The organism is Neoluteolibacter marinus, from assembly GCF_014904755.1.
Lineage (GTDB): Bacteria > Verrucomicrobiota > Verrucomicrobiia > Verrucomicrobiales > Akkermansiaceae > Haloferula > Haloferula marina.
Genome location: NZ_JACZFQ010000022.1, coordinates 1 through 13,339, shown reverse-complemented (window position 1 = coordinate 13,339; position 13,339 = coordinate 1). Strand labels below are relative to the sequence as shown.

The window sequence follows — 13,339 nt, the reverse complement described above, 5'->3', positions numbered from 1 at the left end:
TTCCGGGGGCGCTGGACGGGCGAATCTCCTTGAACTCGGAGCGCTGATTTCAAAGTTCGTTCATGGACCTGCCGCAGCCACTCCGCGAGGCGATCGTGCGATTGCCGGTGCTGGCCTCGCCGGCCGACTACTTCAAGGGACGCAGCCGCATCCATGCCTGCGCCTTGGACGACATCCTGCTGTTCTCCCGCAAGGATGCGAGCGACCTGCAGCGGCGGAGCGCCGAGTCCCATCTCCACCGCCGCTTCGTGCTGGTGGTGTGCTTTGAGACCGTCGGCACCTTGTCGGTGGATGGCGTCCCCTTCGTTCTCGGTCCCGGCCAGGCCCACCTGGTGTTCCCGCAGTCCTACCATCACTTCGTCCAACTCGAGAAGCCGTCGCTGCTGTGGTTTTTCGTCACCTTCGAAACCCGCGAGTCCGAGCGGCTGGCGCCGCTGCGGCAGCGGACGGTGAAACTCGCGGACGAGGATCTCGCGGTGTTCGCGTCGATGGTCGCGCGCTTCAGCAAGGGCGAAGGGGCCGGCCAGGGCGACGCGATGAACTTCGAGCTCGCCCAGCTGTTGTGCCGTTGGTGCGACCGCGTCAACCGGGCGGAGAACAACGCCCGGATCATCCCGGCGCGGAAGTACTCGTCCCTGTGGCAGCGCCTGCAGGGGTGCCTGGAGAAACTGCCGCCCGAGGACCTGCGGGTCGGTCCGCTGGCGGTCAAGCTGTCCATTTCGGAGCGTCACCTGAGGCAGCGCTTCCTCGACCAGTTCGGTGTCCCGCTGGGGACTTATTTGCGGAACTACCGCATCCGCCGCGCCGTCGGACTGCTGGTTTCAAGCGACCTGTCGCTTTCCGAGATCGCCGACCGCTGCGGCTACCAGTCGACGGCGAGCTTTCACCGCGCGTTCCTCGCCCACGCCGGGACCGGGCCGGGCGAGTTCCGCCGCCAGGCCGGGCGCGACGGCCGGAAAGCATGAGCAACCCACCGCGGCGATGGGGGATTGATCTCCCGACGGCCAACAGGGAGCATCGCCGGGATGAACGTCGGCCTGATCTTGCCCATGTTTTTCGAGTTCTCCCGTGCGATCCGGGACGGGGTCCTCGACTGGGTCGACCAGCACCCCGGGTGGCGGGTGATCGAACTCGATCCGACCCGGCAGCAGCTCGGCGCCCGTTTCCTGCGGCATCTTGACGGCGCGATCACCTGGCTGACACCGGCAGGGGAATCCTGGCCCCACGAGGCGCTCGCCAAGCTGCCGGTGATCGACTGCGGGATCTGGCAGAGTGCCGGGGACGATCGTGCGGGGTTGGCGGCGGTGTCGTTTGACCGTGACTCGACCAGCCGGCTCGCGATCCGGCATTTCGCGGACCTTGGCCTCGAGATCGCGGGCTACGCCGGATTCGGAATCCAATCCGGTGGCGTGCTGGTGCCCCGCGTCGCGAACATGCGCGCCGCGGTGCTGGAGGCCGGCCTGCAGTGGGTGCAGTTTGACCTCGGCGATCCGGCTTCAAAGAACCACCCGGAGTGGGTGCTCGAGAGTGCGCGAATCTAGGGCCTTGGCTCCTTTCTCGATGATTGCCCGAAGCCGGTCGGGCTCCTGGCGGAGGACGACTATTGCGCTTCGGTGCTGTGTGAGGCGGCGACCGTCAAGGGCTTGGACGTTCCGGGTGAGATCGCGATTCTCGGACATGGCGACCGGGTGATCGGCCGGACGGGGCGTCCCGCCTTGTCGTCCGTCGTCATCCCGGGCCATGAGGTGGGATTCACGGCCGCGGGCTTGCTGGGCGAATGGATCGACGGAAATCCGCCGGATCCCTGGCGGCGTTTGATCCCGTGCCGCGAAATCGTGATCCGGGCCAGTACCGGCGGCCGCTCGCTGGATCCCGACATCGAGCGGGCGAAGCGTCACCTGGACCGCCACGCGCTGGAAGGCGTCACGGTGCAAGAACTGGCGCACGTCGCCCGGTGCTCCTCCAAGACCCTGCGCAGCCGCTTTGCCGAGGTCTACGGCATCGAAATCCCGCGCTTCGTCCGCGAGCAGCGGCTTGCCGTCGCCCGGAAACTCCTGTCCGAAACGGACCTTGAGATTTCGGTCATCGGCAAGCGCTGCGGATTCTCCTCCGCGCCGAACTTCTTCAACTTTTTCACCCGGCACACCGGTGGCATCGGACCGTCGGAATACCGTGCGGCGCACCGCGTGCCGGGCAACGGTGCCAAGTGACCGGCCTCAGATCTTCATCGCGTTGAAGCCGCCGTCGACGACCATCTCGGTACCGGTGATGAAGGCGCCGGCCCGGTTCGAGGCGAGCAGGAGGGTCGCGCCGATCAGGTCGTCGGGCGCACCGAAGCGGCTCATCGGGGTCTGCCGGAGGATGTCGAGCACGCGGCTTTCATCCAGCACCTTGCGGTTTTGTTCGGCCGGGAAGAAGCCGGGGACGAGCGTGTTGACGCGGATCGAGTACTCGGCCCACTCGCGGGCGAGGTTCTTGGAAAGGTTGTGCACCGCGGCCTTGCTGGCGGAGTAGGTGAAGACGCGCGACAGCGGGATCAACCCGGACATCGAGCCGAGGTTGATGATCGACGCCGGGATGGCCTCGTCGATGAAGTACTTGCCGAAGACCTGGCAGGTGCGGAACACGGCGGTCAGGTTGGTGTCGATGATGCGCTTGAATTCCTCCTCCTCGATCTCGAGGAACGGGGTCGGGGCATTGATGCCGGCGCCGTTGATCAGGATGTCGATGCGACCGGAGCGCTCGACGACCTGGTCGACGAGTTCCTGCAGCGACTCCCGCGAGGTCACGTCGGCGGGCATGAAATAGCCCTTGCCGCCGAACTCCTCGATCTCGGCCAGCTTGCGCTCGGCCTTCTCGCGGATGCGTCCGACGAGGACGACTTCGGCGCCGGCGTGGGCCAGGCCGGCGGCCATGCAGCCGCAAAGTTCACCGGTGCCGCCGATCACCACGGCGGTTTGTCCCTCGAGTCCGAACAGGTCTTTGAAAAAGGCGGCGGTTTGCATGCGCGGAGATTCGGCGGGGGAGGCTGCGGCGGCAAGCGGAATGAGCCGCCGGGCGGTGTCATGCACCGGCCGCGGCCTTGCGCCGGAAGATGCCGTATTTCGGCGCGAACAACAGCGACCCGAAGAACAGCAGCGCCTGCACCAGGACGATGCAGGCCCCGGTGTCGCCGGCGATGTGGAAGCTCGTGAAGATTCCGGCGAGCGTCGAGCCGGCGGCGGCGGCCACGGCGACCAGCAGCATTCGGTCGAAGCGGTCGGTCCAGAGCTGGGCGATGCTGCCCGGGGTGACCAGCATAGCCACCACCAGGATGATGCCGACGGCCTGGAGCGAGGCGACGATCGCCAGCGACAGCAGGGCGAGCAGCAGGTAGTTGAGGAACTTGTCCGGCAGGGCCATCACCCGCGCCTGGCCGGGGTCGAAGCAGATCAGCAGCAGGTCGCGGCGCAGGGTCAGGGTCACCGCCAGAATCAGGCCGCCCAGGCCGAGGGTTTGCCACAGCTGGGACTTGGTCACACCGAGGATGTTGCCGACCAGGATGTGGTCGAGGTGCATGTCGGACTCGGTCTTGCTGAACAGGACCAGCCCGAAGGCGAACAATCCGGTGAAGACCACGCCCATCGCCGCGTCCTCCTTGATCCGGCTGTTCTGTTTGATGAAGCCGCTGCTGACCGCGCAGAACAGGCCGGCGAGGAAGGCTCCGACGGCCAGCGGGACGGCGGCCCAGTAGGCGATCACGATCCCCGGCAGGACGGCATGGGAAACGGCGTCGCCCATCAGCGACCAGCCTTTCAGAACGAGGAAGCAGGAAAGCACCGCGCACATCGTCGATACCACCAGCCCGACGAGCAGGGCGTCGCGCATGAACTCGTAGTGGAGTGGCTCGAGGAATCCGCTCATGGCATGGGGGTGGCGCTGGCGCGGATGCGGCGTTTCGACGCGATGATGCCGTGCTTCGGCGCGAAGACGAAGGCGGTGAGGAACAGCAGCATCTGGAGGGTGACGATGCAGCCGCCGGTGGCCCCGTTGAAAAAGTAGCTGGCGTAGGCTCCGACCAGCGAGGTGACGACGCCCATTCCGGCGGAAAGCCAGAGCATCCGGCCGAAGCGGTCGGTGAGCAGGTAGGCGGTGGCCCCCGGGGTCACCAGCATGGCGACGACCAGGCAGGCGCCGACCGCCTGCAGGGCGGCGACGGCGGTGGCGGCGAGCAGGGAGAGCAGGACGACATGCAACAGCGCCGGGCGCAGGCCGAGGGTGCGGGCCTGGTTGGAGTCGAAGCAGAACAGCATCAGGTCCTTCCACTTGAAGCCCAGCACCAGCAGCGTGACGGCGCTGATCCAGAGCACCTGGAGGATGTCTCCATCGGAAATGCCGAGGATGTTGCCCAGTAGGATGGTGGTCAGGTCGACGTGAGAGCGGTTGAGGGAAATGAGCAGCAGGCCGAGGGCGAAGTAGGCGGTGAAGACGATGCCGATGGTCGCGTCCTCGCGGATCCGGCTCTTGGTTTTCACCAGCGCCATGGTGCCTGCCGCCAGCAGTCCGGCGGCGAAGGCACCAAGCGCAAAGGGCAGTCCGAGGATGTAAGCCGTGGCCACGCCGGGAACGACGGCGTGGGAAAGCGCGTCGCCCATCAGCGACCAGCCCTTGAGTGTGACGAAGGAGGAAAGGAAACCGCAGGTCCCGCCCACCAGCGCGCTGACCCACATGGCGCGCAGCATGTAGTCGTAGTGCAGCGGGACGAGCAGGGCTTGGAAGAAATCACTCATGCTCCTCCGAGCGCTGTTTGAGGAGTTCCTCGTGCTCCTTGCGGTTCGTGTACTCGAGGTGGCCGTCCTTGCCGAACACCAGCGGGCGCTCGTCGTCGGTGAGCACGCGGATGGTCCGGCCGTCGTGCTCCTGGACGGTCGACTGGTCGAACTGGAACTGTCGCAGCACCCCGCCGAAGGCCAGCGACAGGTTCTGCTCGGTGAAGACATCCGCGGTCGGGCCGTAGGCGAGCACGGTGCGGTTGATGAGCACCACCTGGTCGCAGAATTCGGGGACGCTGCCGAGGTTGTGGGTGGAGACGAAGATGATGCAGCCGGCCGCACGCAATTCCCGCAGCAGCTCGATGATGGCTTCCTCGGTCTTCACGTCGACGCCGGTGAAGGGTTCGTCGAGCAGGATCACCCGGCCGCCCTGGGCCAGCGCCCGCGCGAGGAAGACGCGCTTCTTCTGGCCGCCGCTCAACTCGCCGATCTGGCGGTCCTTGAAGTCCCACATCGAGACGCGGCGCAGGCTTTCCTCGACCTTCCGCTTGTCGATCGCCCGCGGGATGCGGAGGAAATTCATCTCGCCGTAGCGGCCCATCATGGTGACGTCCCAGACGCTGACCGGGAACTGCCAGTCGACCTCCTCGGCTTGCGGGACGTAGGCGACGAGGTGCTGCTTGAGCGCGCCGCGCACAGGTTCGCCGTTGATCTTCACGCTGCCGGCCGACGGGCTGACGAAACCCATGATGCTCTTGAACAAGGTCGACTTGCCGCTGCCATTGACGCCGACCAGCGCGCAGATGGTGCCGCTGGCCAGGTGGAAGGTGGCGTCGTGCAGCGCCAGGTGGCCGTTGGGATAGGCCACCGACACGCCCTCGACATCGAGGCTCGGCATCTCGTCGTTCCCGCTCATGGGGTGTTCAGGAATCCTCTCACGATGGTGTCGGCGTTGGCTTCCAACAGCTTCAGGTAAGAAGGAGCCGGGCCATCCGGGCCGGTCAGTGAGTCAACATACAGCACCCCGCCGTAGCGGGCGCCGGTTTCCTGGGCGACCTGGCGGGCGGGCTTGTCGCTGACGGTGCTTTCGGAAAACACCACCGGGATCTCGTTGGCGCGCACGCCGTCGATGACCTTGCGCACCTGCTGCGGGGTGCCCTGGCCGTCGGCATTGATCGGCCACAGGTAAAGCGGACGGAGGTCGTAGTTGGCGCAGAGGTAGGAAAAGGCACCTTCGCTGGTGACCAGCCAGCGTTGGCCGGCGGGAATGGCCGCGAGCTTCTCACGGACCGGCTCATCCAGCGCCTTGATCTTGGCGATGTATGCGGCGGCGTTCGCATTGTAGGTCGGCTCGTTCTCCGGATCGATGCCCACCAGGGCCTTGCGGATGTTCTCGACGTAGATCGCGGCATTCGCGGGGGACATCCACGCATGCGGGTTCGGCTTTCCGGTGTAGGGGCCCTCGCTGATGCCCATCGGCTCGATGCCCTCGGTGAGGACCACGCCGGGCACGTCCTTGACGTTCTGGAAGAACTTCTCGAACCAGAGCTCCAGGTTCATGCCGTTCCACAGCACCAGGTCGGCCTGCTGGGCCTTGACGATGTCCTTCGGCGTCGGCTGGTAGCCGTGGATCTCGGCCCCGGGCCTGGTGATCGATTCCACCTCGGCGGCGTCTCCGGCGACCTCGCGGGCCATGTCGGCGATGATGGTGAAACTGGTCACCACGCGCTTCTTTCCGGAGGGGGATGATTCCTTCGGTCCGCTGCATCCGGCGGATAACACGGCCAGCAGGCCGATGGCGAACAGCAGGACGCGATGGGGCATGGCTAGACAGGATTTCATGTCAGCGGGTTTGGCAAGGATCATGTTCGGTTCCGTGTAGAATATTAGATGAGGCTAAGTTTCGGATCAAAACTTTGCACTCACACCGACGAAGGGGCTGAAATCAACCGAGGCGGAAGTGAGTCCGACGCGGACACCGCCGTCGAATTGAAGGGTCGGCGTGACCAGCCAGGTCAGGCCGGTGTTGAAGTAGGCCTCGAAATCGTCGCCTCCCGAGGTGCTGGCAATCCCGACCATTTCGACGAAGCCGCCGGTGCACTCGGTGATCGAATGGCTGGCGGTGGCCGAGGCGAGGAAGGCAAGCTGGTGACCGCCATGGTCCGCGGCGACGAGGTCGAGTTCGGCCTGGGTCCCGAAGCTCCAGCCGGCAGGTCCTTCGAATCCGAAGGGCACGATCACGCCGCCCTCGAACTCGCCGCTGCCGAGGCTGTCATCGGCGGTGGGCAACTGGATGAAGGGCATCACCGCCAGCGCGGTCGGGCCGTCGTCGTTGCCCCACAGGTTATGCTTCACGCGGATCTGGATGTCGCCAAAGCCATCGTCGCCGTGGCGCTGGTGTTGGTAGAAGGGCAGCACCAGCTGGACATCCGTGGACGAGGTGAGGCCGATTTTGGCGTTGAGCTCGCCGAGCGTGAGATCGCGTTCCCGGCCATCCTTGGACCAGTTGGCAATCTCCATTTCGAACTGGAGGTGTCCGGCATCCACGGTGTGAGGACTTTCCGTGACGTCGGGCCGGTCGGTGCTCAAGGGGCGGAGGTCGGCCGCGGCCGCCAAGGGGACGGTCGCGATGAGAGCAAGTAGGCGGGTGGGGAGCGGAAGTGAGTATGGAGTCATGTCGCGGCCGGAATTAGCCAAGGCTAAAAAAGATGTCCAATGCTAAAATCGAAGTCGGCAGCTGGCGAAAACAGGAGTGTGTGGCGTCAGAACGCGCCGTTCAGCTTCCGGCCGGTCCAGAAGATGCCGAGCAGGAGCACGACGACGGCGACGGTGGCCCAGTGGGACCACAGCGGCAGGCGGTTCTCGATCGGTCGCGGCTCGGGCAGGGCCTCGATCTCCTTGATCAGATCGGGAAGCTGTTCCGGGGAAATCATGCGGCCCTTGGTGATGCGGGACATTTCCTCCAGCACCTCCGGGCGGGCGGGCTGGCCTTGTTGTTCGAGTTCGACACCTTGGGCGAGCAACTTGGTTTCAATCGGCTCGGCTCCAGTTTCGTCGATCGAGGCGCGCAGGGTCCACTCGCCCGGCAGGTCGATTTTCAGTCGTCCGGAGTAGGCGCCCCAGGCGGTGTCGTTCTTTTCCAGGCCGAGGCGTTCTTTCCTGCCGTCGGGCGCCGTGGCATCGACGTAAACCACGCCTTCTTCGAGCGGCGCGCCGTTGGGGTCGAACGCGTTCGCGTTGAGCGTCACAACGTCCCCGGGCACCGGCCGCTCCGGGGTGAAATAGAGCCGCACCCGTTCGCCTGCGGCCATGTTGCGCTGGTAGGACATCCAGCGGGCGACCTGGCCCCAGAAGCGGTAGTGATACTTGTCCTCCACGCCGCGCCGCCAGCGCCAGGCGGAGTCCATGCCCATGAACAGCACCTTGCCGTTGCCGGCGGCCTTGGTGACGATGATCGGCACCGGCCCGAAGCGGCCGCGGCGGTTGGAGTTCACCGCAAGGACTTCGGTGCCGCCCTTCGACTTGATCACCGGCGCATGCCAGTGGAAACCGGGCAAACTGCGCCAGACGTCCGGGTTCGCTTCCTCGGAGTCGGCAAGCATCGTCAGCAGCGAGCCGCGGCCTTCGCCGGTCAGGCTCAATGGCGCGGCGACCGGATCGTTGAAGCCGCCCTTGTTTTCCGGATCGAGGATCACCGGCATCAGGTCGCCGAGCGCGGTGTCCAGCAAGGTGAACTGGTTGCCCTGCGGACCGGGCAGGAAAACGATCCCGCTGGCCTGGCTCTCGACCAGGCCGCGCAACAGTTCGCATTGCTCCTTGGTCAGCTGGTCGGGGGCGACCCCGACGTCGCCGAGGAAAATGACGTCGTACTTCGAGAGCTCCTCGGGCTTCAACGGGAACTCCTGGACGTAGTCCGGCCCGTCGCCCTTGCCGAGCTGGGGGTGGAACAGCAGGCAGGAAAGCTTCACCCCGGGATCGCGGGACAGGGCGTTGCGGAGGTAGCGGTACTCCCAGCGGGGCAGCGATTCGATCACCAGCACCTGGATCGATTCCGGGCGGCCGGAAAGGGTGAACTTGCGGGAGTTGTTCGACTCGATGCGCTCGCCGTCCGCCACCGGGATGGAGAGCTCGAGCATCGCCGAGCCTTCCCGTTCGATCCGCCACAGGATGGTGTCGTAGGTCGGGTTCCCGGGCGACAGGGTGATCTCCTTGGTCTTCTCGTGGCCCGCGTCGTCGCGCAGGCGGACGATGGTGCGCACCTCGCGGTCGAGCGAGGAGCGGATGGTGAAGGGGATCTGCACGTTCTCGCCGACGATCCCATAGGCGGGGGCGGTCACCGCAAGCAGGTCGAGGTCGGGCAGGCGCTTCTTGCTGCCGACCGGGATGGTGAATAGCGGCACCCCGCGCTGGAGCATCTTCTGGGCGGCGACCACGGGAGGTTCCCCGGTGTTGAAATCGCCGTCGGAAAGCAGCACCGCCGCACGCAGGTTGGTTTCGTTCTGCAGCAGGTCGACGAGCGGAGCTGACAAGTCGGTGCCCGCGAGCGCCGCTTCCGATGGATCCGCCGGGGGCTCGCCGAAGGAACGATCGAAGAGTTCGTTCGCCCCGTCGTCCCGAAGCGGGTCCCAGAGGGAGCTGTCGAGGGCATGGCGGGTCCACTCGGCCCGCGAGACCACTTCGCCTTGCGGCGAGAAGAGCTGGGGCAGCTCGGCGTCGAGGGTTTCCATCGACTTCGACGCGTCCCACAGGATGGCGATCCTCGGCTTGGTTTCGGGATTGAGCTGGGTCAGCCATTCCGGCTTCCACAGCAAAAGTACGACAAGCAGCGTACAAAGCATCCGCAGGGACTCGAGCAGGGCGGTCCGGCGCGGATGGGGGCTGCGCTTCCACGACAGCACGCAGAGGCCGGCGACGAGCACCAGCGCCACCACGCCGACCGCGAGCGTCGCCGGGGTGGGGGAGAAATGGAGGTTGTGGAATTGGAACGACAAAACGGGTGGGATCAGGCGTTGGACGGGCGGCTTTCGAAGGTCCCGGCGGGCTGCTTTTTCGGCAGGCACAGCAGCGCCTCGGCGACCAGGAAGCAAAGCATGGCGATCAGGAAGCCGCGCCAGACGTCGCGGGAGACCTGGTCGTTGGCGGAGGTGCCGCGGTCCTCGAGCAAGGTGAAGCCGGTGCCGTCGAGGACATCGTTCAGACGCTCCCGCGAAAGGATCTCGAGGTCGTCTTCCCCGGCGGGTCGGTTGAGCGCGAGGATGCGCTCGCCGAAGCGGTGGATGCCGGCTTCGTAAGGTTCATTGGCAGATGCAGGAGCACCGTAATCGTCGAGACGGCTGCGGGCCTCGCCGGCCCGCGGTTGCGCGGCGCGGCTGCCGAGGGTCGCGAGGTAGCCGGCGTCGAAGCGCTCGGCGCCGTCCGCGATCGAACGCTGGGTCACGGGCAACAGGACGTCGGCATCGGCCAGGTTCGACCAGGTGTAGTCGGGCTGCGAACCGACGAACCACGCGGTGCCCCGGTCCATCACGCGGCGGACAAGGAAGGGCTTGCCGTCGTCCCAGCGGGCGAGGATGGCCGCTTCGCCTTCTGGCAGCCGGCGCTTCACTGCCTTCATCCGGTCGGCCGGGATCGGGGTGCCGTCGAGGCCGTCGCGGAGCAAACCGTCGTCGTGATCCCACGAATCGAGGATGAAGAAGGTGTCGGCGTCGGACTCCTGGACCGCCGACCATCGGATGCCGAGGAATTCCGCCGTGCTTTCCTCCCGGGGGGCGAACAGGACGAGGTCGCCGCCGTCGCCGAGGAACCGTTCGAGGGCCTCCGCCGTCTCGCCGGCCGGCAAGGGGGCCGCCCAGAAAATCGCGGCGATGCCGTCGGTGTCCAGCTGCCCCAGTTGGGCGGGATCGACCCGCTCGACGCCGCGCTGGTCCTTGCCGCCGGGGGCCGCGGCGATGGTGAGGTAGTCGGCAGCCTCGCCGGGCGGGGCCACCAGCAGGCTCTTCACCGGTCGTGCCGGACCGTAGGCGAAGAACGCGGCGTTGTCGCGCAGGTTGCCGTCGCCGGGGATGGACAGCCAGCCATACCCGGTCTCCTCGTTGGGAGGGATCGGCAGGGACTTGCGGAAGCGGTAATTCTGGCCCGCCACGGTGACGTTGCTGGTGCTGCGGACACCATTGAGGGTGACGGTGAGAGGCAGGCTCAGGATCTCGGCGGAGTCCTCGCCGCGGGCGATCTCGATGTCGAGCACCAGCTGGTCGCCCGAGCGCCGCGACGAGAGCAGACGGATCGACTGGTTGGTGGCGGCTTCACCCCCGAGCATCAGCACCCTCAGCTTTGGCGGCTGGGGCAGGCCGGCCAGCGAGGCGCGGACGGATGCCCAGCGGTCGTTGTCCGGCTGCCAGTTGGTGGCCTGGAGGTCGGAGGCGATCCAGACTTCCGCGCGGCCCGGGGTTTCCAGCAGGAACTCCGCGGCGCGGGCTCCGAGAGTGGAAATGTCGGCGCCGGTGTCGGTGGCGGCGGTCGACGAAATGCGGTCGAGGACGTCCGGGCTCGGAACGTCCTGGGGTTCGCCCGAAGCGCTGTCGATGAGCACCAGGCGGGTGCCGTCGAGGTCGGCCAGTGCGCCGCGGATGCGTTCAAGGGCGAGTTCCCGCCGGGGGATCGTGCCTCCTTTCGGCGTGGCTTCCATGCTGGCCGAGCGGTCGAGGATCAGCACCACCAGATCCGGCTGTCCGCCTCCCCAGCCCAAGACCCCGCTGATCAACGGCCGGGCCGCGGCCGTGGCCAGGGCCGCCACGCCAAGTGCGCGGCAGGTGAGGATGAGAATGTGGCGCAGCCGCTTCTTGCCGCGGGACTCGCGGGTTGCTTTGAGCAGGAACTGCATCGCCGCCCACATGACCGTCTTGTGCCGCCGGCGGTTGAGCAGGTGGATGATGATCGGAATGCTCGCGGCGAGCAGGCCCCAGAGCAGGAGTGGTTGCAGGAAGGACATCGAAAGGAACGGACCGCGGGGACGGGGAGGAGCGCGAAGATCGGGGTTGGGTTAGGAGTGGCCTTTCTTCGGCAGCCGGGCGGTCAGGAAATCCCGGAGCAAGGGTTCCAGCGGGGTGTCGGTGGGAACGAGTTGGTAGTCGGCGGCGGCGTCGTGGCACTTGTTCTTCACCGCGGTGAGGAAATCCCGCAGCGCGCTCTGGTATTCGTCGGCGATCAGCGTCGGTTCGACCACCAGCGAGGTCCCGTCTTCCATGTCGACGAAGCGGTGGGGCCGATCGAACTGGAACCCCAGTTCCTGCGGGTCCATCAGGTGGAAGACGCAGATGTCGTGCTTGCGGTAGCGGAGGTGCTGGAGGGCGTCGGAAAACGCCTGCGGATCGGTGAAGAGGTCGGACAGGATCACCACCAATGCGCGCTGGCCGATCTTTTCCGCGATGGTGTGAAGGGCGGGGATCAGGCCGGTCTCCCCGGCGGGCTCGAGTTTGCCGAGGGTGTCGAAGATGTGCTGGAGGTGCGCGGGGCGGCGGCTCGGCGGGATTTCGAGGTGGAGTTTCTCGGTGCAGACCGAGAGTCCGGCGGCATCGCCCTGGTTCACCAACAGGTACGCCAGCGAGGCCGCGATGCGGTTGGCATAGCTGATCTTGGCTTCCCCCTGGCCGGCGAACTTCATCGAACCGGAGGCGTCGACGACGAAGTAAGCGCGGAGGTTGGTGTCGGCTTCGAATTCCTTGATGTAGAACCGGTCCGAGCGGGCGAAGGCCTTCCAGTCGAGGCGGCGGGTGTCGTCCCCGGCGACGTACTTGCGGTACTCCGCGAATTCGACCGACGACCCGCGGTGCGGAGAGCGGTGCTTGCCGGCGACGTTGCCGAGCATCGGCACCCGCGTTTCCAGCGGGATCGCGCCGAGCCGGGCCAACAGGCCGCTGTCGAGGAAGTCGTATTTCATCACTCGTCCGCCATTTCCCCGATCAGACGCTCGACGACTTTCTTGGACGTCATGCCCTGCGACTCGGCGGCGAAATTGGTGATCACGCGGTGGCCGAGAACCGGGACGGCGACGGCTTCGAGGTCCTCGAGGCTGGCCATGTAGCTGCCGCGCAAGGCGGCGCGGGCCTTCGCCCCGAGGATGAGGTACTGCACGGCGCGCGGACCGGCACCCCAGGCGACGTAGTCCTTGATCCAGCCGGGCGACTCGGGGGTTCCGGGGCGGGTCTTGCGGACGATCGAGACGGCGTAGTCGTAGAGATGCTCGGGCACCGGGATGCGCCGGACGAGTTGCTGGTAGGCCATCACCGCCTCGCCATCGAGCAGATGGTTGAGGACCGCGCGGGCGGTGCCGGTGGTTTCGCGGGCGATGCGCTTCTCCTCTTCCGAGCTGGGGTAATCCACTTCGATCAGGAACATGAAGCGGTCGAGCTGGGCTTCCGGCAGCGGGTAAGTGCCCTCCTGCTCCACCGGGTTCTGGGTGGCGAGGACGAAGAACGGCGGCTTGAGATCGTAGCTGCGGCCGAGAACCGTGACCTTGAGCTCTTGCATCGCTTCGAGCATGGCCGACTGGGTCTTGGCCGGCGCGCGGTTGATCTCGTCCGCCAGCACGATGT

At 66.4% G+C, this 13,339-nt stretch carries 13 protein-coding genes and 1 pseudogene; 4 read left to right on the top strand and 10 right to left on the bottom strand.

The window, feature by feature from the left end; translation table 11 throughout:
- The first annotated feature begins 62 nt into the window (after nucleotides 1-62).
- From IG178_RS05925 to IG178_RS25885, 4 genes and pseudogenes are all read left to right on the top strand, one after another.
- Nucleotides 63-965 carry a helix-turn-helix transcriptional regulator gene (locus IG178_RS05925; protein ID WP_193211606.1) on the top strand — a complete coding sequence of 301 codons (903 nt, stop codon included), beginning with the start codon at nucleotides 63-65 and terminating at the stop codon, nucleotides 963-965.
- A 60-nt stretch (nucleotides 966-1,025) separates the two neighbouring features.
- Entirely contained in the window at nucleotides 1,026-1,541 is a 516-nt protein-coding gene (locus tag IG178_RS05920; RefSeq protein WP_226894969.1) for a type 1 periplasmic-binding domain-containing protein, read from the top strand.
- A gap of 33 nt (nucleotides 1,542-1,574) precedes the next feature.
- Nucleotides 1,575-1,841 (top strand): annotated as a pseudogene (locus IG178_RS25890) (substrate-binding domain-containing protein); the annotation flags it as partial.
- The gene (locus IG178_RS25885) at nucleotides 1,836-2,210 is read left to right on the top strand and encodes a helix-turn-helix transcriptional regulator (RefSeq protein ID WP_343225935.1); all 375 of its coding nucleotides are present in this window, start codon (nucleotides 1,836-1,838) and stop codon (nucleotides 2,208-2,210) included. The pseudogene IG178_RS25890 and the gene IG178_RS25885, both read left to right, overlap by 6 nt.
- 6 nt (nucleotides 2,211-2,216) lie before the next feature.
- Here IG178_RS25885 and IG178_RS05910 read toward each other — a convergent pair whose 3' ends face one another.
- From IG178_RS05910 to IG178_RS05865, 10 genes are all read right to left on the bottom strand, one after another.
- On the bottom strand, nucleotides 2,217-3,005 hold the full coding sequence (locus IG178_RS05910) for an SDR family oxidoreductase (RefSeq protein WP_193211603.1): 789 nt from the start codon (nucleotides 3,003-3,005) through the stop codon (nucleotides 2,217-2,219).
- Between the two features lie 58 nt (nucleotides 3,006-3,063).
- Nucleotides 3,064-3,903 carry a metal ABC transporter permease gene (locus IG178_RS05905; RefSeq protein WP_193211602.1) on the bottom strand — a complete coding sequence of 280 codons (840 nt, stop codon included), beginning with the start codon at nucleotides 3,901-3,903 and terminating at the stop codon, nucleotides 3,064-3,066.
- Entirely contained in the window at nucleotides 3,900-4,769 is an 870-nt protein-coding gene (locus IG178_RS05900) for a metal ABC transporter permease (RefSeq protein WP_193211601.1), read from the bottom strand. Before IG178_RS05900 ends, IG178_RS05905 begins: the two co-directional genes overlap by 4 nt.
- The gene (locus IG178_RS05895; RefSeq protein WP_193211600.1) at nucleotides 4,762-5,667 is read right to left on the bottom strand and encodes a metal ABC transporter ATP-binding protein; all 906 of its coding nucleotides are present in this window, start codon (nucleotides 5,665-5,667) and stop codon (nucleotides 4,762-4,764) included. Before IG178_RS05895 ends, IG178_RS05900 begins: the two co-directional genes overlap by 8 nt.
- On the bottom strand, nucleotides 5,664-6,593 hold the full coding sequence (locus tag IG178_RS05890) for a metal ABC transporter substrate-binding protein (protein ID WP_305067821.1): 930 nt from the start codon (nucleotides 6,591-6,593) through the stop codon (nucleotides 5,664-5,666). Before IG178_RS05890 ends, IG178_RS05895 begins: the two co-directional genes overlap by 4 nt.
- 66 nt (nucleotides 6,594-6,659) lie before the next feature.
- The gene (locus IG178_RS05885; protein WP_193211599.1) at nucleotides 6,660-7,427 is read right to left on the bottom strand and encodes a transporter; all 768 of its coding nucleotides are present in this window, start codon (nucleotides 7,425-7,427) and stop codon (nucleotides 6,660-6,662) included.
- Between the two features lie 86 nt (nucleotides 7,428-7,513).
- Entirely contained in the window at nucleotides 7,514-9,742 is a 2,229-nt protein-coding gene (locus IG178_RS05880; RefSeq protein ID WP_193211598.1) for a hypothetical protein, read from the bottom strand.
- An 11-nt stretch (nucleotides 9,743-9,753) separates the two neighbouring features.
- Nucleotides 9,754-11,736 (bottom strand): BatA domain-containing protein, encoded by a 1,983-nt coding sequence (locus IG178_RS05875; protein WP_193211597.1) that lies wholly within the window; start codon nucleotides 11,734-11,736, stop codon nucleotides 9,754-9,756.
- 51 nt (nucleotides 11,737-11,787) lie between these two features.
- Nucleotides 11,788-12,684: a DUF58 domain-containing protein gene (locus IG178_RS05870; protein WP_193211596.1), complete on the bottom strand. Its 897-nt coding sequence runs from the start codon at nucleotides 12,682-12,684 to the stop codon at nucleotides 11,788-11,790.
- A partial coding sequence (locus IG178_RS05865) for an AAA family ATPase (RefSeq protein ID WP_193211595.1) occupies nucleotides 12,684-13,339 on the bottom strand: 656 nt, incomplete at its 5' end. The genes IG178_RS05865 and IG178_RS05870, both read right to left, overlap by 1 nt.